Source organism: Ensifer adhaerens, from assembly GCF_002007205.1.
Taxonomy (GTDB): domain Bacteria; phylum Pseudomonadota; class Alphaproteobacteria; order Rhizobiales; family Rhizobiaceae; genus Ensifer; species Ensifer adhaerens_D.
On sequence record NZ_LAZS01000014.1, the window covers coordinates 1 to 19136 of the forward strand.

The 19136-nt window shown below is 63.2% G+C and carries 18 protein-coding genes; 16 read left to right on the plus strand and 2 right to left on the minus strand.

Annotated elements, in window-relative coordinates; genetic code table 11:
* Positions 1 to 86 precede the first annotated feature (86 nt).
* Complete coding sequence (locus XB14_RS30240; RefSeq protein ID WP_077967865.1) at positions 87 to 1031, minus strand: LysR family transcriptional regulator; 945 nt, start codon at positions 1029 to 1031, stop codon at positions 87 to 89.
* 237 nt (positions 1032 to 1268) lie between these two features.
* On the opposite strand from XB14_RS30240, the gene XB14_RS30245 reads away from it, so the two are divergent.
* The 7 genes from XB14_RS30245 (at position 1269) to XB14_RS30275 (ending at position 8802) form a co-directional block, all read left to right on the plus strand.
* Positions 1269 to 2474: an ABC transporter substrate-binding protein gene (locus XB14_RS30245; RefSeq protein WP_077968667.1), complete on the plus strand. Its 1206-nt coding sequence runs from the start codon at positions 1269 to 1271 to the stop codon at positions 2472 to 2474.
* Between the two features lie 4 nt (positions 2475 to 2478).
* Positions 2479 to 3261: an ABC transporter ATP-binding protein gene (locus tag XB14_RS30250; RefSeq protein WP_077967868.1), complete on the plus strand. Its 783-nt coding sequence runs from the start codon at positions 2479 to 2481 to the stop codon at positions 3259 to 3261.
* A 1-nt stretch (position 3262) separates the two neighbouring features.
* Complete coding sequence (locus XB14_RS30255; protein ID WP_077967870.1) at positions 3263 to 3964, plus strand: ABC transporter ATP-binding protein; 702 nt, start codon at positions 3263 to 3265, stop codon at positions 3962 to 3964.
* A gap of 3 nt (positions 3965 to 3967) precedes the next feature.
* On the plus strand, positions 3968 to 4855 hold the full coding sequence (locus tag XB14_RS30260; RefSeq protein WP_077967872.1) for a branched-chain amino acid ABC transporter permease: 888 nt from the start codon (positions 3968 to 3970) through the stop codon (positions 4853 to 4855).
* Positions 4848 to 5843 (plus strand): branched-chain amino acid ABC transporter permease, encoded by a 996-nt coding sequence (locus XB14_RS30265; RefSeq protein ID WP_077967875.1) that lies wholly within the window; start codon positions 4848 to 4850, stop codon positions 5841 to 5843. The genes XB14_RS30260 and XB14_RS30265 overlap by 8 nt, the downstream gene beginning before the upstream one ends.
* 93 nt (positions 5844 to 5936) lie before the next feature.
* Entirely contained in the window at positions 5937 to 7532 is a 1596-nt protein-coding gene (locus tag XB14_RS30270; protein ID WP_077967877.1) for a GMC family oxidoreductase, read from the plus strand.
* A 265-nt stretch (positions 7533 to 7797) separates the two neighbouring features.
* Complete coding sequence (locus tag XB14_RS30275) at positions 7798 to 8802, plus strand: Tim44 domain-containing protein (protein ID WP_419178654.1); 1005 nt, start codon at positions 7798 to 7800, stop codon at positions 8800 to 8802.
* Between the two features lie 87 nt (positions 8803 to 8889).
* Here XB14_RS30275 and XB14_RS30280 read toward each other — a convergent pair whose 3' ends face one another.
* On the minus strand, positions 8890 to 9792 hold the full coding sequence (locus XB14_RS30280; RefSeq protein ID WP_077967879.1) for a LysR substrate-binding domain-containing protein: 903 nt from the start codon (positions 9790 to 9792) through the stop codon (positions 8890 to 8892).
* 84 nt (positions 9793 to 9876) lie between these two features.
* Here XB14_RS30280 and XB14_RS30285 point away from each other — a divergent pair, with 84 nt between their 5' ends.
* From XB14_RS30285 to XB14_RS30325, 9 genes are all read left to right on the plus strand, one after another.
* Positions 9877 to 10365 carry a DMT family transporter gene (locus tag XB14_RS30285; RefSeq protein WP_077967880.1) on the plus strand — a complete coding sequence of 163 codons (489 nt, stop codon included), beginning with the start codon at positions 9877 to 9879 and terminating at the stop codon, positions 10363 to 10365.
* Positions 10366 to 10622: 257 nt separating this feature from the next.
* On the plus strand, positions 10623 to 11822 hold the full coding sequence (locus tag XB14_RS30290; protein ID WP_077967881.1) for an MFS transporter: 1200 nt from the start codon (positions 10623 to 10625) through the stop codon (positions 11820 to 11822).
* 101 nt (positions 11823 to 11923) lie between these two features.
* Positions 11924 to 13402, plus strand: coding sequence for an aldehyde dehydrogenase family protein (locus XB14_RS30295; protein ID WP_077967882.1), 1479 nt, complete (start codon positions 11924 to 11926; stop codon positions 13400 to 13402).
* Between the two features lie 104 nt (positions 13403 to 13506).
* Positions 13507 to 14427: a polyphosphate kinase 2 gene (gene ppk2, locus XB14_RS30300; protein WP_077967883.1), complete on the plus strand. Its 921-nt coding sequence runs from the start codon at positions 13507 to 13509 to the stop codon at positions 14425 to 14427.
* Positions 14428 to 14547: 120 nt separating this feature from the next.
* Positions 14548 to 15390: a MurR/RpiR family transcriptional regulator gene (locus XB14_RS30305; RefSeq protein WP_077967884.1), complete on the plus strand. Its 843-nt coding sequence runs from the start codon at positions 14548 to 14550 to the stop codon at positions 15388 to 15390.
* A gap of 292 nt (positions 15391 to 15682) precedes the next feature.
* Positions 15683 to 17146 (plus strand): MFS transporter, encoded by a 1464-nt coding sequence (locus XB14_RS30310; protein ID WP_077967886.1) that lies wholly within the window; start codon positions 15683 to 15685, stop codon positions 17144 to 17146.
* The gene (locus tag XB14_RS30315; RefSeq protein WP_077967888.1) at positions 17143 to 17802 is read left to right on the plus strand and encodes an aspartate/glutamate racemase family protein; all 660 of its coding nucleotides are present in this window, start codon (positions 17143 to 17145) and stop codon (positions 17800 to 17802) included. The genes XB14_RS30310 and XB14_RS30315 overlap by 4 nt, the downstream gene beginning before the upstream one ends.
* 135 nt (positions 17803 to 17937) lie before the next feature.
* A complete protein-coding gene (locus XB14_RS30320) occupies positions 17938 to 18528 on the plus strand; it encodes an ankyrin repeat domain-containing protein (protein WP_077967893.1) in 591 nt (196 codons plus the stop codon).
* A gap of 27 nt (positions 18529 to 18555) precedes the next feature.
* Positions 18556 to 19059, plus strand: a complete 504-nt coding sequence (locus tag XB14_RS30325; protein WP_077967895.1) for a YHS domain-containing (seleno)protein — start codon at positions 18556 to 18558, stop codon at positions 19057 to 19059.
* Positions 19060 to 19136: the final 77 nt, after the last annotated feature.

A 19136-nucleotide genomic window follows, 5' to 3' on the forward strand; every position in this document is an offset into this window, starting at 1 on the left:
TTTTGGGGGTCTCATCAGCGGGCTTTCCGTGCGCAAATCACCCCCTTGGCCCTGCCAGATCAGATCTCTCCGCCATCAGGCAGAAATTACGTCCGCGACACGCGCCGCGGGCTCGCCACCTGCGGCGTCGATTCACGGGTGAAATACGACCGGTTCTCTCGCACGATTTGCATCAGGAACTCGCGCACCGCCCTCACCCGCGGCACCGCCACCAGATCCCGGTGGCAGACCATCCAGTAGGTACGCTTGAGTTCGATCTCTTCGGGAAGGACGATTTCGAGATCCGGCTCTTCCTGCGCCATGAAGTGCGGCAGCACGCAGAGACCGAGCCCCTGACGCACCGCCTTCAGCTGGGTGAGAATGCTCGAGCTCTGGAAATGCGCCCGCAGGCCCGGCTGCAACTCGCCGAGATAATCGAGACCGGGCGCAAAGATCATGTCTTCGATATACCCGACGAAACGATGGGCCGCGAGGTCGTTGCGACCGGTGATCGGCGAGTGCTTGGCCAGATAGCTGCGTGCACCGTAGACATGCAGCGTATAGGGGGTCAGCACCTCGGAGTGATAGGGCCCGGCCTTCGGCGCCGTCAGCGCCACCTGGATGTCCGCCTCCTTGCGCGACAGCGACATGATCTGCTGGATCGCCACCAGTTCCAGGGAAATGTTCGGATAGCTCGCCGCAAAGCTTGCCAGCCGGTCGGCCAGGAAGAAATTGCCGAAGCCTTCGAGCGTGCTCAGCCGCACCACGCCGCGCTGTGCTGTCAGCCCGTCATTGATGTCGAGCTGCAACTGTTCGGTCTCGCGCTCGATGCGCTCGGCCGTCTCGATAAAGCGCTGCCCCATGCTGGTCAGCACGTAGCCGCGCGGATTGCGCTCGAACAGCTTGACCTTGAGCGCGAACTCCAGCCGGTCGATCCGCCGCGAAACCGTGGCATGGCTGGTTCTCAGTCGCCGCGCCGCCGTCGACAATTGCCCGGTGCGGGCAACCGCCAGAAAGAACTGCAGATCGTCCCATGTGAAATTCGGATTCATTGCCACTCCCCATCTGTTCGAAAATGAACAGACCCTGTTTGCAATTTACGGTCGGGAGCGCTTGCATCCAAGCGGTTTTTTCCGGATTGTAATGGATAGAGCCGACATCTGAGGAGCATGTCTGGCCAAATATGAACAGAACGGAATGAACGACCCGGCATCGCCTCTGGCACGCCGGAACCCGCGCCTGTTTTCATGCGACATTTCGCTAGGTTCGCGTCTCTGGAGGAGAACATGATGACGAAGAAACTGATCGTAACATTGGCAGCGATGCTTGCCAGCAGCACCGCCGCTTTCGCCGATGCATCCGACGGCAAGGTCAAGATCGGCATCCTGAACGACCAGTCCGGCGTCTATGCCGACTTCGGCGGCAAGTCGTCCTACGAGGCGGCGCTGATGGCGGTCGAGGATTTCGGCGGCAAGGTGCTCGGCGTGCCGGTGGAAGTGATTACCGCCGACCACCAGAACAAGGCCGACATCGCCTCCAACATCGCTCGTCAATGGTACGATACCGAACAGGTCGACAGCATCATGGAACTTACCAGCTCTTCGGTCGGCCTTGCGGTGCAGGCGCTGTCGAAGGAAAAGAAGAAGATTACCATCAACACCGGCGCTGCCACCACCGAACTCACCGGCAAGCAGTGCTCGCCCTATGGGTTCCACTGGGCCTATGACACGCATGCGCTCGCCGTCGGCACTGGCGGCGCGCTGGTCAAGCAGGGCGGCGACAGCTGGTTCTTCCTGACCGCCGACTATGCCTTCGGCTATTCGCTCGAGGAAAACACCAGCAACTACGTCAAGGAGAACGGCGGTACGGTCGTCGGATCCGTCCGTCATCCGCTGGCAACCACGGACTTCTCCTCCTTCCTCCTGCAGGCGCAATCCTCCGGCGCCAAGGTGATCGGCCTTGCCAATGCCGGCCTCGACACCTCGAACGCCATCAAGCAGGCGGCCGAATTCGGCATCGTCCAGGGCGGCCAGCGCCTGGCGGCGCTGCTCTTCACGCTCGCCGAAGTCCACGGCCTCGGTCTTGAAGCAGCCCAAGGCCTGACGCTGACCGAAGGCTTCTACTGGAACCGCAACGAAGAGAGCGCCAAATTCGGCAAACGCTTCATGGAGCGCACCGGCAAGATGCCGAACATGGTGCATGCCGGCACCTACTCGGCCGTGCTTTCCTATCTGAAGGCGATCGAAAAGGCCGGCACCGACGATGCCGATGCCGTTGCCAAGGAACTGCGTGCGCTGCCGGTCAACGACGTCTTCGCCGAAAACGGCAAGGTCGCCGAGAATGGCCGCATGATCCACGACATGTATCTTCTGGAAGTGAAGAAGCCGGACGAAAGCAAGGAACCCTGGGATTACTTCAAGGTGCTCACCACCATTCCCGGCTCCGAAGCCTTCATCGATCCGGCCAAGAGCGGCTGCGACCTCGTGAAGTCCTGACGCGATGGGCGCACCGGTCAACGAACCGAATGGTGTGCCGCGGGTGGTTCTCTCCGCCCGCGGCCTGCGCCGTGACTTTGGTGGCTTCACCGCCGTCAACAACGTCAATCTCGACGTCCATCATGCCCGCGTGCATGCGCTGATCGGTCCGAACGGCGCCGGCAAGACGACGGTCTTCAACCTGTTGACCAAGTTTTTGCAGCCGACCGACGGCACGATCACGCTGCTTGGCGAGGACATCACCCGCACGCCACCCGACAAGGTGGCGCGCATGGGACTGGTGCGCTCGTTCCAGATCTCCGCCGTCTTTCCGCATCTGACCGTGCTCGACAATGTGCGCGTGGCGCTGCAGCGGCCGAACGGGCTTGCGACCCAGTTCTGGAAACCGATCTCGGCGCTCGACGGGCTCAACGCCAAGGCCGACCAGTTGATCCGTTCGGTCGGTCTCGACCGGGAGCGCAACGCCGTCGCCGCCGACCTTTCCTATGGCCGCAAGCGCGTGCTCGAAATCGCCACAACGCTGGCGCTCGACCCCAAGGTTCTGCTGCTCGACGAGCCGATGGCCGGCATGGGCCACGAGGATGTCGGCATGGTTGCCGAGATCATCCGCGAAGTTGCGCGCGAACGTGCCGTGCTGATGGTCGAACACAACCTCTCGGTCGTCTCGACGCTTTGCCACCATGTCACCGTGCTGCAGCGCGGCGAGATCCTGGCGGAGGGCGACTACGCCCAGGTGTCGGCCGACCCGCGCGTGCGCACGGCCTATATGGGCACCGAGGAGGCCTGAGATGAAACCACTTTTGAATGTTTCCGGCCTCAATGCCTGGTACGGCGAAAGCCATATCCTGCACGGCGTCGACCTTACGGTCGGCGAGGGCGAGATGGTGACGCTGCTTGGCCGCAACGGCGTCGGCAAGACGACGACGCTGCGCTCGATCATGGGCATCGTGCGCAGGCGCAAGGGCGAGATCAGTTTTGCCGACGCGGACCTGATGAAGGTACCGCTGCACCGCGTCGCCCATCACGGCCTCGGCTTCATTCCCGAGGAGCGCGGCATCTTCTCGACGCTGTCGGTGCATGAAAACCTGCTTTTGCCGCCGGCGGTCGCCAAGGGCGGCATGACGATCGACGAGATTTTCGAACTCTTCCCGAACCTCTACGAGCGCCGCAGCAGCCCCGGCACCAAGCTTTCCGGCGGCGAGCAGCAGATGCTGGCGATCGCCCGGATCCTGCGCACCGGGGTGCGCATGATGCTGCTCGACGAACCGACCGAGGGACTTGCCCCTGTTATCGTCCAGCGCATCGGCGACGTGCTGAAAACCCTGAAAGAGCGCGGCATGACCGTGCTCCTGGTCGAGCAGAACTTCCGCTTCGCCAGCAAGGTCGCCGACCGCTTCTATCTGATGGACCATGGCCAGATGGTCGGCGAGTTCCCGGTTTCGGAACTTTCCGCCCGCATGGACACGCTGCATGATGTGCTGGGGGTCTGAGCGATGAGTACGATTTTCGGAATTCCCATGGCGGCCTTTCTCGGGCAATTGCTGATCGGGCTGATCAACGGCTCGTTCTATGCGCTTCTGAGCCTCGGCCTTGCGATCATCTTCGGCCTGCTGCGGGTCATCAACTTCGCCCATGGCGCGCAATACATGCTCGGCGCCTTCTTCGCCTGGCTGCTCTTGTCCTATTTCGGCCTCGGCTACTGGCCGGCGCTGATCGTCGCACCCATTGCCGTCGGCCTCGTTGGCGCGGTGATCGAGCGCACCATGCTGAGAAGGCTCTATACGCTCGACCCGCTCTATGGCCTGCTCTTCACCTTCGGCCTGGCACTGACCATCGAGGGCACGTTCCGCTACCTCTACGGCGCCTCCGGCCAGCCCTATGCGACGCCGGCAGCGCTTGCCGGCGGTACCAATCTCGGCTTCATGTTCCTGCCCGTCTATCGCGGCTGGGTGATCGTCTTCTCGCTGATCGTCTGCATCGGCACCTGGCTGGTGATCGAAAAGACCAAGCTCGGCTCCTATCTGCGCGCGGCAACCGAAAACCCGGTGCTGGTGCAATCCTTCGGCATCAACGTGCCGTTCCTGTTGACGCTGACCTATGCGCTCGGAGCAGCATTGGCCGCGCTTGCGGGCGTGCTGGCGGCACCGATCTACCAGGTCTCGCCGCTGATGGGCTCCAACATCATCATCGTCGTCTTCGCCGTGGTGGTCGTCGGCGGCATGGGCTCGATCATGGGCGCGATCGTCACCGGCTACCTGCTCGGCGTCGCCGAGGGGCTGACCAAGGTCTTCTATCCGGAGGCCTCCAACATCGTGATCTTCGTGATCATGGCCATCGTTCTCCTGATACGGCCGGCAGGCCTCTTCGGCCGGGATGCTTGATATGACGCTGACACTCGACATCGAAAAACCGAAGGAAAAGAGCCCGGTCGTCGCACAGACCGTGTTCCTCGGGATTGGGCTGGCGCTGCTGATACTGGCGCCGCTGTTCTTCTACCCCGTCTTCCTGATGAAGCTCCTCTGCTTCGCGCTCTTTGCCTGCGCCTTCAACCTGCTGCTCGGCTATACCGGCCTCTTGTCCTTCGGCCATGCCGCCTTCTTCGGCGGGGCTGCCTACTTCACCGCCCATGCGGTCAAGGAATGGGGCCTGCCGCCGGAACTCGGCATCCTCGTCGGCGTCGCCGCTGCGGCGTTTCTCGGGCTGATCGTCGGCTATCTGGCGATCCGCCGGCAGGGCATCTATTTCGCGATGATCACGCTGGCGCTGGCGCAGATGTTCTATTTCTTCTGCCTGCAGGCGGAGTTCACCAAGGGCGAGGATGGTATCCAGTCCGTGCCGCGCGGCCACCTCTTCGGCTTCATCGATCTCAGCCAGTCGACGAACATGTATTACTTCGTGCTCGGCGTCTTCGTCATCGGTGTCGCCATTATCTGGCGCATCATCCACTCACCCTTCGGCATGATCCTGAAATCGATCCGCGAGAACGAGACGCGCGCCGTGTCGCTCGGTTACTCCGTGCGCAACTACAAGCTCGCGGCCTTCGTGATGTCGGCAGCGCTGACCGGGCTTGCCGGCGGCGTCAAGGCGCTGGTCTTCCAGTTTGCAACACTGACCGATGTCGGTTGGCAGATGTCGGGCGAGGTGATCCTGATGACACTGCTTGGCGGCATCGGCACTCTGATCGGCCCACTCTTCGGCGCCGGCCTGGTGGTGACCCTGCAAAACTATCTCGCGACATCGGAATTCCCGGTGACGATCATCACCGGCCTCGTCTTCATGGCCTGCGTGCTGGTCTTCCGCCGCGGCATCGTCGGCGAGTTCTATCATTCGCGGCTCGGCCGCAAGCTTGGATTTGAACACAGACAGTAGTGGCCCCTCCCCGCCCGCGGTCCGTGGGCGGGACGGAGCCATAGCCCGATCCGGACAAGCCAGGGATCGAGCCCCGAACATTGAGAGAGAACCATGGACACGTTCGACTACATCGTCGTCGGGGCGGGTAGCGCCGGCTGCGTGCTTGCCAACCGCCTTTCGGAAAAATCCAGCCATCGCGTGCTGCTGCTGGAGGCTGGCGGCCGCGACAATTACCACTGGATCCACATCCCGGTCGGCTACCTCTACTGCATCAACAATCCGCGCACCGACTGGTGTTTCACCACGGCTGCCGAAGAGGGTCTCAACGGCCGTTCGCTCGGTTACCCCCGCGGAAAGGTGCTCGGCGGCTGCTCATCGATCAACGGCATGATCTACATGCGCGGACAGGCGCGGGACTATGACCATTGGCGCCAGCTCGGCTGCGCCGGCTGGGGCTGGGACGACGTGTTGCCGCTCTTCAAGAAATCCGAGGACCACTATCGTGGCGCCAACGAAATGCACGGCGCCGGCGGCGAATGGCGGGTGGAAAAGGCGCGCGTACGCTGGGACGTGCTCGATGCCTTCCAGAAGGCGGCGAGCGAAGCCGGCATCCCCGAGACGCCGGATTTCAACCGCGGCAGCAACGAGGGCTCCGGTTACTTCGACGTCAACCAGCGCTCGGGCATCCGCTGGAACACGGCCAAGGCATTTCTGCGCCCGGCGCAGAAGCGCGGCAACCTCACGGTCTTGACCAAGGCGCATGTGCGCAAGCTGATCATCGAGGGCGACCGCATCGCGGGCGTCGAGTTCCAGCACGACGGCGTGGTCAAACGCGCCCGTGCTAACCGCGAGACCGTGCTTTCCGCCGGCGCGATCGGCTCGCCGCATATCCTCGAACTGTCGGGCATCGGCCGCGGCGACGTGCTTCAGACCAACGGCATCGAAGTCCGGCATGAACGCGCCGGCGTCGGCGAAAACCTGCAGGATCACCTGCAATTGCGCATGGCCTACAAGGTGACGGGCGTTCCGACGCTCAATGAAAAGGCCAATTCGCTCTTCGGCAAGGCGTCGATCGGGCTCGAATACCTGCTGAAACGCTCCGGGCCGATGGCGATGGCGCCGAGCCAGCTCGGTATCTTCACCCGCTCCGGTCCGGAAAAAGAAACGCCTGACCTGCAGTATCATGTGCAGCCGGTCTCGCTCGACAAGTTCGGCGAACCCGTTCATTCCTTCCCGGCGATCACCGCCAGCGTCTGCAATCTTCGCCCGGAAAGCCGGGGCTCGGTGCATCTGAAGGGTCCGGATTTTGCCGTCGCACCCGACATACGGCCGCGCTACCTGACAGCGGAAGCGGACCGCAACGTCGCCGTCAGCGCCATCCGACTGACCCGGCAGATCGTCAAGCAACCGTCCTTCGCCCGTTTCAGCCCGGTCGAATTCAAGCCCGGCCCATCCTATGAGAGCGAGGACGACCTGAAGCGTGCGGCCGGCGATATCGGCACGACGATCTTCCACCCTGTCGGTACCTGCCGCATGGGGGCCGATCCAGACAGTGTCGTCGACCCGGAACTGCGGTTGCGGGGGCTCAAGGGTCTGCGCATCGCTGACGCGTCGATCATGCCGACGATCACCTCGGGCAACACCAATTCGCCGACGATCATGATCGCCGAAAAGGCGGCGACGATGATCCTCGCGGCTAATCGGTAGGCTCCTCCGGCAACTGCGGGCAGCGTTCGGGCGCCAGGACTTGCACGACGCGGCTCCCCGCCGAAGGTGCTGATTCCATGTGGGATTCAGCCCGGATGCGGCCGCGGATAACGGTAAACTGGCCAAAAAGCGAGGCGAAAAGCTTAAATCTCAGGGCTTGAGCCCCTATATCAGGCCCTGATGGCTCGGATTTCGAGCCCAAGCAAGATTAGGGGTTGTGATGGCAATGCAGCGATTTGGGCGTTTTGGACGAACTCTGGCAATGATGGCGATCGGCATGGTCGTCGCGCTGACCGTTGTGGACGTCGCCGAAGCGCGGCGCTCGGGCGGCGGCTTCGGCAGCCGCGGCACCCGGACCTTCTCGCAGCCGCCGGTCACCCGTACGGCGCCTTCCAACGCGGCACCGATCGACCGCTCGATGACGCCGCGCCAGGACGCAGGCCCGACCACGACGAGCCCAGCAGCTGGTCAGACGCGCCCGAACGCCACCCAGCCGAACGCCCGTCCGGGCTTTTTCAGCGGCTTCGGCGGTTCGCTGCTCGGCGGCCTGATGGTCGGCGGTCTCATCGGCATGCTGATGGGCGGCGGTTTCGGCGGCGCTGCCGGCTTCCTCGGCCTGATCGTGCAGATGCTCTTGATCGGTGGCGTGATCATGCTCGCCATGCGCTTCTTTAACCGCAACCGCCAGCAGACGGCCTATGCCGGCCCGTCCGAGCGGTCGTCGGGCCAGTCGCCGTCGAACGGCATGCCGTCGTTCAAGATCCCGAGCATCGGCGGCGGTCAGGCAGGCGGCCAGGCAAATGCACGCCCCGCGGCAGCACCCCAGCCGGCTCCTGTCACCGACGGCCCGGCCGATGAAATCGGCGTTCAGCAGTCCGACCTCGAGCAGTTCGAAAAGATGCTGAAGGACGTGCAGGCCGCCTACGCTGCGGAAGACTATGGCACGCTGCGCCGTCTGACGACGCCGGAAGCGATGTCCTATCTCGCCGAAGAGCTCAGCGACAACGCCACGAGCGGCGTCAAGAACGATGTCCGCGACGTGCATCTCGTCCAGGGCGACGTGGCCGAAGCCTGGACCGAAAACGGGACCGAGTTTGCGACCGTCGCCATGCGCTATGAAAGCATCGACGTCATGCGCGACCGCACCAGCGGCAAGGTGATCAGCGGCGATCCGGACAACCTGACGGAAGCCGTCGAACTGTGGACTTTCGTGCGCAAGCCGGATGCCGAGTGGCAGGTTTCGGCGATCCAGGGCGTCAGCCACGACTGACGTGAAGGCGGAATGAAATGAACGAAAGGCCCGGTCGGCTCCGCCGCACCGGGCCTTTCGCTTTTCAGCGATCGCCAGCACCATGCCTTAGGGGACCAGAATCTGGCCGATCAGGTCTCTCAGCCAGCGATGGGCAGGATCGCCGTCGCGCCGACGGTGCCAGATCTGCCGGAACGCAAAGGGCGGAATGGCGAAGGGCGGCGGAAAGACCGTCAAAGGCCCGGCCCCGGCGTCCTGCGGCAGGATCCGGCGCGCAACCGTCAGGACCAGATCGGTTCCGAGCACGAGACCAGGCGCCGCGCTCCAATGGGGCAGCGCCAGCGCAATGCGGCGTTTGTGCCCCGCAGCGGCCAACGCCAGGTCGATCTCGTTGCCGGTATCGCCGCGCAGCGAAACGAGAATATGCGGCCGCTGCAGATAGGCTGGGAGATCCAACATCCTCTTGTCGCCAAGGCTCGCCGCATCCGCCAGGCAGGCAAAGTGCTCCTCGAAGAGCAAGGTCGTCCTCAGATCGTCGGCCAGCGTCGGGAAAACGCCGAGCGCCAGATCGATCTCGCCGTCGACCACCTGCGCCATCATCACTTCGCGGCTCGCCTGGCTGACGATGAGATTGACGTTCGGCGCCTGCCGGCGCAGCACGGTCATCAGTTGCGGCAGCAGCACAAGCGCAGCGTAATCGGACATCGCCAGCCGGAAGACGTGGGGCTCGCGCGCCGGATCGAACGGCTGAGACCCCATGAGCAGACGCATATGCGCGAGCGCTTCGGCAAGCTGCGGCGCGATCTCCAGCGCCCGCACCGTCGGCTCGAGCTGGCCGCCATGGCGAACCAGTAAGGGATCGTCGAACAGAGCGCGCAACCGCGCCAGCGCATGGCTGACGGCAGGCTGGCTCTTGTTCAGCCGGATGGCCGCGCGCGAGACGTGGCGTTCCGCCAGAAGCGCGTCGAGAACCACCAGCAAATTCAGATCGACAGCGCCGAGATTATTCATAGCGCGAATATAACACGTAAGAATTCAGAATTTCCATTCTTCATACTGATAGGAGACATTGGGACAATCAAGAAGGAAAAAACAATGCCCACGCTCTCCTCCCTCCTCATGCTTGCCGCGGCGATCTTCGCCGGCGCCGTCGTCCCCCTCCAGGCCGGCGCCAATGCCAACCTTGGCCGCCTCCTCGGCCATCCGCTCTGGGCGACGGTCGTCTCGCTCGGCGTCAGCCTCGTCCTCATCCTGCCGATGCTGATCGCCTTCCGGGCGCCGTTGCCTACCTTGGCTATGGCATTCAAGGGTCCGTGGTGGATCTGGATCGGCGGCGCCGCCGGCGTGATCTACATCACCGCGGCTCTCCTCCTTGCGCCGAAGCTCGGCGCGGCAAGCTTCATTGTCGCCGTCATTGCCGGCCAGATGGTCATTTCCATGTTGATCGATCACTACGGCCTGATGGGTTTCCCGCAAAAGCCGGTCAATGCGGCGCGGCTGACCGGCCTGTTCTTCATCGTCGGCGGCATGGTGATCACACAGATCGCCAATGTCACGCCGGCCCTGGCCAACGCAACGCGATAGCACAGAGCCCTACCCTGGCCGGCGGCAGCCACGACCAACGCGGCTGCCGCTTGTCACCTTGGAAGAGGCCATGGTAGATGGCTGACCATGTCGAACGAACCCCATTTGATGGCCTGATCTGCCCCGCAAGGCGGGGCTTGCACCTGTGAGCCCAGAACCGTCCGCCTGTTGAGCGGACCATTGCTGTTCGCGTCGATCCCATCTCACCTGCCCAAGCAGACTGACCCGGATCGATTGCGTGTCATCGGGCTCTCCCTATGAAAAATTCCCATCTCTGGGGTCATGCCGCCTTCCGGCGCATCAGCCTCGTTCTCGCCGTCGATTCCTTCTGCTCCTGGATGCTGGTCGCTGCGCTCCCGCTCGCCGTTGCAACCCGCTTCGGCGCCGGTGCGGAACTGGTCGGCAGTCTTGCGCTGCGACTCCTGCCGAGCCTCCTGCTCGCGCCATTCGTCGCCGCGCTGTTGCGGCGCAGTGGCCCCCGACTTCCCGTTCTGTGCGCCCTGTTGGCGACCGCCGTCGCCATTCCCGGCCTCGTGTTCGCACCGGACGCGATGACGTTGCAGATGATCGTTCTGGTCATCGGCATTGCGGACGCCGTGATCACGCCGGGTCTGTTGGCGTTGCGCGCCGGCGTCGTTCCAGACGGTCGCAACATGGAGGCCAACACCGCCTTCCAGGCCATCGACCGCCTCGCCAAGATTTTCGGCCCCCCGGCGGCGGGTCTCATGGCTGCCGCCACCTCGATCTCCGCAACGCTTCTCGCGCTTGCGCTCGCCCAGATCGGGGCAGTCCTCCTGCTGAGGCTTCAACCGGGCGACAAGCCGGCACAACAGCGGGCGGCGCCGCCCCACGCATCAGGATTCACAAAGGAGGCGATTGCGATCCTGCGCGAAAACCCGTTGCTTTGGGCTTTGCTGCTGCCTGCCTTCGGCTACATGGTCTCGCTCGGTGCGCTGCAACCGTTCCTGTTCTGGCTCAACCGCGATCAGTTCCATAGGGGTCCGGAGATGTGGACCTTGCTTCTGGCGGCGCAGGGTGCCGGCGCCCTGATTGGCGCGTTCGTCTCGCACCGGTTGGCCGGGGCCCTGACCAACACTGAGACCCTGCTTCGCGCCTATCTCGTCTCCAGCCTGCTCGAGGGCCTTTCGACCTTCGCGCTGATCTTTGCCCCCAACCAACTGGTCGCCAGCGGACTGCTGATCGTTGGTGGCATTCCGGAGATGGTCGCCTTCGCCACCTACTTCACCCTTGTGCAACGCTGCCTGTCTCTGGAGCGCCAGACGGTCCTTTACGCCCTCAGCTTGCCGCTCATGGACGTCTGCCTGATCGCCGGCATCGTGTCCGGAGCCTTGTATACGAGCAGCCTCATGACCCTCGGGCAGTTCTGGTTGTTTGCCAGCGCCTGCGCCGTGCTGCCGGTCCTGCCGTTCCTTAAGCGGCGAGCTGGCGACCGCTGAAGGCCGGCCGGTCCGAAAAAGATCAACGCCAGCCGTAACTTGCGGCTGGCGCGTTTCGTTTTGACTGGCCATAATTGCGCCGGGCTAAATAGGGGCATGGCATGCAGGATCGGCTGTTCATTGACGGCAAATGGGAAAAACCGCGGCGCGGCGGCACGCTCGACGTGATTGATCCGGCGACGGAGGAGATCATCCATCGCGCGCCGGCGGCAACCTACGAGGACGTGGACCGGGCCACAAAGGCCGCCCGCATCGCCTTTGATAGCGGTCCCTGGCCGAAACTGTCGGGCGCCGAGCGCGCTGCATATCTCCGGGCGATCGCCGCCAAGATCGAAGAGAAGCGCCACTCGCTGGCAAGGCTCGAAGTGGCCGATAACGGCAAGCCGTTGCCGGAGGCGCTCTGGGACATCGACGATGCCGCCGGCTGCTTCCGCTTTTATGCCGGCCTCGCCGAGGAACTGGACGAAAATCCGGAGGAGACGATTGCGGTCGGCGACAGCCGCTTCACTGCGCGCGCCGTGCGCGAGCCGCTCGGCGTCGTCGGCGCGATCACGCCCTGGAACTATCCGCTGCTGATGGTCTCCTGGAAGGTGGCGCCGGCGCTTGCCGCCGGCTGCACCATCGTGCTCAAGCCTTCGGAACTGACACCGCTGACGGCACTGGAGCTCGGCGTCATCGCCGAAGAGGTCGGGCTGCCGCCAGGCGTGCTCAACATCCTGACCGGCACCGGCCAGGATGCCGGCCAGCCGCTCACCGAACATCCGCTGGTCGACAAGCTCGCCTTCACCGGCTCGGTCGTCACCGGCCGCAAGGTGATGATGGCCGGCGCCCAGGACATCAAGAATGTCAGCCTCGAACTCGGCGGCAAGTCACCCTTCGTCGTCTTTGCCGACAGCGATATCGACAAGGCCGTCGAATGGATCATGTTCGGCATTTTCTGGAACCAGGGCCAGGTCTGCTCGGCGACCTCGCGCGTGCTGGTCGAGGAGAAGATCTACGAGACCGTCCTCAAACGCCTTTGCGAAGAGGCGGCGAAGATCACCATCGGCAATGGTCTGGAAGACGGCACCCTGCTCGGGCCGATCGTCTCGCGCGGCCAATACGACAAGATCATCAGCGCCATTGACCGTGCCCGTCAGGACGGCGCCACGGTCGCCGCCGGCGGCGGTCGCCCGGCCGGCCTCAACAGCGGTTACTTTCTCGAGCCGACGGTGCTGACCGACATGCGCGAAGACAGTTATGTCTGGCGCGAAGAGATCTTCGGCCCGGTCGTCTGCGTCAAGCCCTTCCGCGAGGAGGCCGACGCGATCCGCATGGCCAATGACAGCCGCTTCGGGCTGGCGGCAGCGGTTATGTCGGCCGACAGGGAACGCTGCGAACGCGTCGCCCGCGCGTTTCGCGCCGGTATCGTCTGGATCAATTGCTCGCAGCCGACCTTCACCGAGGCGCCCTGGGGCGGCTACAAGCAATCGGGCATCGGCCGAGAACTCGGGCGCTGGGGCCTTTCGAACTATCTGGAGACCAAACAGATCACCAGTTTCGATGCGGACGAACCCTGGGGCTGGTACCTGAAGGGATAGGCTGAAACTGCGAACGTCAAATTCCCTTCATGCGGCTGTGAAATAAGCCGACTAACGATAGCAGCACGCAAAGCTGCTGCGGGCAACTCAATCCGGAGGGTCAGATGATCAGGTCCAACGACGACACCGAAACGCAGGACTGGCTCGAAGCGGAACTGGCCGACACGATCGATGAGGATTACGAGCTCGAGCTTTCCGAGCCGGCGCTGTCGGAAGAGATCCGCAAGATCTACCGCAAGAGCCACCCACCTTCGATCCCGCGCATCGAGTACTTCCGCACGCTCTTGCGGCTGCAATCCGAGCTGATCAAGCTGCAGGACTGGGTGGTCTACCACAAGGAAAAGGTGGTGGTGATCTTCGAGGGCCGCGATTCCGCCGGCAAGGGCGGTGTCATCAAGCGCATCACCCAAAGGCTCAACCCCCGCGTCGTGCGCGTCGCCGCGCTGCCGGCGCCGTCCGACCGTGAAAAGACGCAATGGTATTTCCAGCGCTACGTGCCGCACCTGCCGGCCGGCGGCGAGATCGTGCTGTTCGACCGTTCCTGGTACAACCGCTCCGGCGTCGAGCGCGTCATGGGCTTTGCCACCGAGGACCAGGTCGACCAGTTCTTCAACGACGTGCCGGAATTCGAGCGCATGCTGGTTCGCTCCGGCATCCGGCTGGTGAAGTACTGGTTCTCGATCACCGACGAGGAGCAGCAGATGCGCTTCCTCGTGCGCATCCATGACCCCCTGAAGCAATGGAAGCTGTCTCCGATGGACCTGCAGTCGCGGGTGCGCTGGGAGGGCTATACCAAGGCCAAGGAAGAAACCTTCGCCCGCACGAACATTCCCGAAGCGCCCTGGCACATCGTCGAAGGCAACGACAAGAAACGCGCCCGTCTGAACTGTATCGACCACCTGTTGAGGCAGATCCCCTACGAGGACGTGCCGCACGAGGAAATCTCCCTGCCCGAGCGCGTCTTCAACCCGGACTATGAGCGCAAGGTGCTGCCGCCGGAGCTCTATGTGCCCTCGAAATACTGACGCGCAGGCAACTGCGCTCGTCGGCCGCAGTTGAAAGCGAGGCGGCATCCGCCCGCCTCGCTTGCAATATCCCCCCGAAAATCAGAGATTGCCGTGAAACGACAGTTTCATGGAATCGACATGAGCCCCAAAGAACGCTCCTTCCTCACGCGGGTCCGCCAAGTGTTGCCGGAGTTGCATCCGGCCGAACGGCGGCTTGGCGATTTCCTCTGCGATTTTCCCGGAGAGGTCGCGAGCTACTCCGCCCAGGAACTGGCGGCGCTGGCGCATGTGTCGAAGGCGACTGTCTCCCGTTTCATCCAGCGGCTCGGCTACGACAATTACGAGGAGGCGCGCAGGCACGCCCGCGCCGACAAGCAGACGGGCTCGCGGCTGTTTCTCGCGACCGCCACCGACAGCGGCGGCGAACAGTCGCTCACCTCACATGTGGCGCAGGGCGTGGCCAATATCGAAGCGACCTTTCTCGCCATTTCCGAAACCCAGGTGACGGCAGCGGCAACCGCCATTCTTGGCGCCCGCAAGGTCTGGGTCATCGGCTTTCGTGCCAGCCATTCCTTCGCCACCTATCTGCAATGGCAGATGACCCAGGTGGTCGAACACATCTCGGCCATTCCCGGCGGCGGCCAGACGCTCGGCGAACATCTGGTCAGCATCAACAGCGACGATGTCGTCATCCTCTTCGGCCTGCGCCGGCGCGTCTCGCTGATGGAACCGATCCTAGCACAGCTCGAAAAATCGGGCGCACAACTGCTCTACATCACCGACGAAGGCGTGCCCTTCCTCAACCAGGCCGAATGGCATTTCCGCTGCCAGACCTTGGCACCCGGCCCTCTCTTCAACCACGTCTCGGTCATGGCGCTCTGCCATCTGCTCACCACCCGTTGCATCGAAATCGCCGGTCCCGCCGGCCGAAATCGCCTGCGCGGCATCGAAGCGATCAACGACGCGCTCGAGGAATTGTGAGCGCCGATTGGGCATTTGCCTGAAACGGCAGAACATTTTTCAAGCACAAGAAATCTGAGTTTCAACCGCCCGTTCGAGTGCAATCTGTCGCCAAGCTTCTGACGGAAAACGAGAAACTATCGTTTCCCATCGAGTGGCATGAAATCTGCATTCCCTAGCCTGAGTTGCGAAGGGCCATTTCCTTTCGCAGCGCATCATAGAATCTTCTATGAAACTGAGGTTTCATAATGTAGATTTCATGAAACTGAGTTTTCACATTTTCACGTTGTTAAGCCATAAAGGGGAACGAACCATGGCAGCGGAAAATATGGTACCGTCCGGCAGGTCATCGCCGGTCATCAGACAGTTGGAATCAGCCTTCACCAAGATCGGCGTCACCGGCGCCCACAAGCAGATCCTCGCCCTCGTTCTCATCGGCTGCCTGTTCGACAGCTTCGAGCAGAACACCATCGGCGTCGCCGGCCCGATCCTGAAGGAACATTGGGGCCTCACCGGCACCGACATCGGCTTCCTCAACACCATCACCTTCGGCAGCGCAGCGATCGGCCGCCTGCTTTCCGGCATCCTCGGCGACCGTTACGGCCGACGCGTGATGCTGACCATCAACCTCCTGCTCTTCACCATCGGCTCGGCCGCCTGCGCCATGGCGCCGAATTTCGCGACGCTCTGCTTTGCCCGCGCCATCGTCGGCTTCGGCGTCGGCGGCGAAATCTCGACGGCCGTTACGATGCTGTCGGAATTCTGCTCGCCGAAATTCCGCGGCACGGCGGCCGGCCTCGTCAATGTCGGCGCCGGTGGCTTCGGCAACTTCCTGGCACCCGCCTTCGGCCTGATGATCTTCACCCTCTTCCCGGGTGAAAACAGCTGGCGCTGGCTCTTTGCCGCTCTCGCTTTGCCGGCCCTACTCGTCGTCTTCTACCGACGCTTCGTGCCGGAAACACCGCGTTTCCTCGCTTCGCAGGGCAAGATCGACGAAGCCAACAAGGTGCTCTCCATCCTTGCCTCCGGCTCGCTGCGCCCACGCAATCTCAAGGTCCAGGAATATCTGACCAAGGATCACCTGAAGGACGAGGAACCGGCCAAGAGCGACTGGAAGGAACTCTTCCGCGCGCCCTTCATCGGCCGCACCATCCCCGTCGCCATCGCCATCCTGATGAGCTACGGCGCCCAGCTTTCGGTGCTGACGCTGATGCCGATCATCTTCGTCTCCATGGGCTACACGCTGCAGGGCAGCCTGCTCTACAGCATGATCATCCAGAGCGGCAGCGTGCTTGGCGCCATCGCCGCCTCGATGTTCGGCTACTACTTCCCGCGCAAGAAAGTGCTGACGCTCGGCGCCGTCTTCGCCTGCCTTGCGGCCGTCTCGATCGCCTATCTCGGCACCAACATCTATCTGGTGCTGATGTTCGGCGCGATCTTCCAGTTCTTCGTGCTGCTGCTCAACACCTCGATCTGGATCTATGCACCGGAACTCTTCCCGACCCGCATCCGCGCCTTCGGCGTGGCGCTGATCCTCGCAACCGGCTCGGCCGCCGGCTCCTTCGTCCCCACCATTGCCGGCGCCCTCTTCGACGTCTACGGCATGGTCGGTGTCTTCGGGCTTGCCGCCGGCATGTATGCGGTCTTTGCCTTCTGCATCCAGCTCGGGCCCGAGACCTACGGCATGTCGATGGAAGACCTCACCCAGCCTGCCGATGCCGACCTCGCAAAGGCTGACACTTCTGAAATCAAAGTCGGCGCGGAACTGAGAACGTGAGCGCACATATCCTCCTGATCAACCCGAACAGCTCGCATGCCACCAGCGACATGATGGTCGCCATCGCACGCAAAGCTGCATCAGGACGCATGGCCGTGGCAGTCGCCACGGCCATGCGGAACCCGCCGATGATCGTCACGCCGGAACAGCTGGATGCATCCGCTGCCGAGGTCGTCGAGATCGGCGAAAGGCATGAGGCCGGATGCCTCGGCATCGTCGTCAGCGCCTTCGGAGATCCCGGCCTTGCCGCCCTGAAGCAGCGGCTCGATATTCCCGTCATCGGTATCTGCGAGGCCTCGATGATCGAGGCCTCGCGAGGCGGCCGCAAGTTCGGCGTCGCGACCACGACGCCCGAACTGATCCAGGCGATCGACGATCGCGCCCGCGATCTCGGCGTCTGGGAGCAATATACCGGCATCCGCTGCACATCGGGCGATCCGCTGGCGCTCTCCGCCCATCCCGAGCACCTGCTTTCGGCCCTCGCAGAGGCCGTCCGCCAATGCGTCGAACAGGACGGCGCCGAAGCCGTCATCATCGGCGGCGGCCCGCTCGGCCAGGCGGCCGAACAGCTCCAGCCGCTGTTTTCGACGCCGATCATCGCGCCGATCCCGAGCGCCATCGACCGCATGCTCGACCTGATGCGGGTCGCCGCCTGAGCGGCGCCCGCAAGCCCCTCTTCGCCCAAAAGGAGTATGGATCAAGCAACCGTAGAGCCTGTTTCCACCGGCCGCCCTGTGGTATTTTCGCTCTTCCTAAAGAGGCGAGACCAAAGCTGGGGCGGAGGTTGCGCGATGAAATCTCTCTCTGCTTCGCTGGCCGCGGTGGCGTTTCTTACCGGGCCGGCCATGGCCGGCCCCTTGCATGACGCGGCAAGGGACGGCGATACGGAACGCGTCAAGCAGCTGCTCGACCAGGGAACCGATGTTACCGAGCCCGATGCGGCCGGTGAGCCGGCGCTGCTGATTGCCGCGCTCAAGGGGCGCGCGGAGGTCGTCGCCCTCTTGATCGACCGCGGCAACGACATCGAGATCCGCAACAAGGGCGGCCTCACTGCGCTGCACGCCGCCGCCTATGGCGGCAATCTCGAGACCGTCAAATTGCTCGTCGCCAAGGGCGCCGACGTCAACGACGCCGCCAACTTCTACAAGATGTCGCCGCTGCACGCGGCAGCCGAAGAGGGCCATGCCGAGGTGGTCGCCTTCCTGCTTGCCAACAAGGCCGACATCGAAGCCAAGGAGCGCAACGGCTACACGCCGCTGACCCAAGCCGGCTGGCGATCCTATTGGCCAGCCGCCGAGCTTCTCCTGAAGGCTGGCGCCACCTGCCAGAAAGCCGAGCTTGTCGGCGAATGGCTCTATGGCGAATGCACGAAACGGCAATAGATCAGATCCGGAAACGGAGGAAACGGCATGTCTCGACACTCCATACGATTTGCAATCGCGACGACTGCGGCGCTCCTTGCGCCCGCCGTCCCGTCGCTGGCGGAAGAGCCCGTGAACACCGGCTATTTCGGCGACGTGGCGATCAAGGGTTACGACCCGGTCGCCTATTTCACCGAGAACAAGGCCCTCGAAGGATCGCCCGAATTCAGCTATCGCTGGCTCGGCGCCACTTGGCAGTTCGCCAGCGCCGAACACCGCGACCAGTTCATCAAGGAACCGACCCGCTATGCACCGCAATATGGCGGCTATTGCGCCGACGGTGTCTCCTTCGGCACGGTGACGACCAATATCGATCCGAAGGCCTGGCGCATCATCGAGGACAAGCTGTATCTCAGCTACGATCCGGGTGCCGCCGACGGTCTTGTGAAGAACCCGAACAAGGTGGTCGATTCGCGCAAGCACTGGTCCGAGGTCGAGCAGACGCTGCTGACCGAGAAGGCGAACATCAACTGGACGAAGCCTTCGCGCTGATTGGTCCGCCGGCTGGACGACCCCACTGCATGTTTCCTTTGATCGTCGCCGATTAAAGGACGAAAACATGCAGCAAT

Coding starts and splice junctions, on each gene's coding strand:
- XB14_RS30240 (WP_077967865.1), bottom strand. CDS start 1,031: ATGAATCCGAATTTCACATGGGACGATCTGCAGTTCTTTCTGGCGGTT.
- XB14_RS30245 (WP_077968667.1), top strand. CDS start 1,269: ATGACGAAGAAACTGATCGTAACATTGGCAGCGATGCTTGCCAGCAGC.
- XB14_RS30250 (WP_077967868.1), top strand. CDS start 2,479: ATGGGCGCACCGGTCAACGAACCGAATGGTGTGCCGCGGGTGGTTCTC.
- XB14_RS30255 (WP_077967870.1), top strand. CDS start 3,263: ATGAAACCACTTTTGAATGTTTCCGGCCTCAATGCCTGGTACGGCGAA.
- XB14_RS30260 (WP_077967872.1), top strand. CDS start 3,968: ATGAGTACGATTTTCGGAATTCCCATGGCGGCCTTTCTCGGGCAATTG.
- XB14_RS30265 (WP_077967875.1), top strand. CDS start 4,848: ATGCTTGATATGACGCTGACACTCGACATCGAAAAACCGAAGGAAAAG.
- XB14_RS30270 (WP_077967877.1), top strand. CDS start 5,937: ATGGACACGTTCGACTACATCGTCGTCGGGGCGGGTAGCGCCGGCTGC.
- XB14_RS30275 (WP_419178654.1), top strand. CDS start 7,798: ATGGCGATCGGCATGGTCGTCGCGCTGACCGTTGTGGACGTCGCCGAA.
- XB14_RS30280 (WP_077967879.1), bottom strand. CDS start 9,792: ATGAATAATCTCGGCGCTGTCGATCTGAATTTGCTGGTGGTTCTCGAC.
- XB14_RS30285 (WP_077967880.1), top strand. CDS start 9,877: ATGCCCACGCTCTCCTCCCTCCTCATGCTTGCCGCGGCGATCTTCGCC.
- XB14_RS30290 (WP_077967881.1), top strand. CDS start 10,623: ATGAAAAATTCCCATCTCTGGGGTCATGCCGCCTTCCGGCGCATCAGC.
- XB14_RS30295 (WP_077967882.1), top strand. CDS start 11,924: ATGCAGGATCGGCTGTTCATTGACGGCAAATGGGAAAAACCGCGGCGC.
- ppk2 (WP_077967883.1), top strand. CDS start 13,507: ATGATCAGGTCCAACGACGACACCGAAACGCAGGACTGGCTCGAAGCG.
- XB14_RS30305 (WP_077967884.1), top strand. CDS start 14,548: ATGAGCCCCAAAGAACGCTCCTTCCTCACGCGGGTCCGCCAAGTGTTG.
- XB14_RS30310 (WP_077967886.1), top strand. CDS start 15,683: ATGGCAGCGGAAAATATGGTACCGTCCGGCAGGTCATCGCCGGTCATC.
- XB14_RS30320 (WP_077967893.1), top strand. CDS start 17,938: ATGAAATCTCTCTCTGCTTCGCTGGCCGCGGTGGCGTTTCTTACCGGG.
- XB14_RS30325 (WP_077967895.1), top strand. CDS start 18,556: ATGTCTCGACACTCCATACGATTTGCAATCGCGACGACTGCGGCGCTC.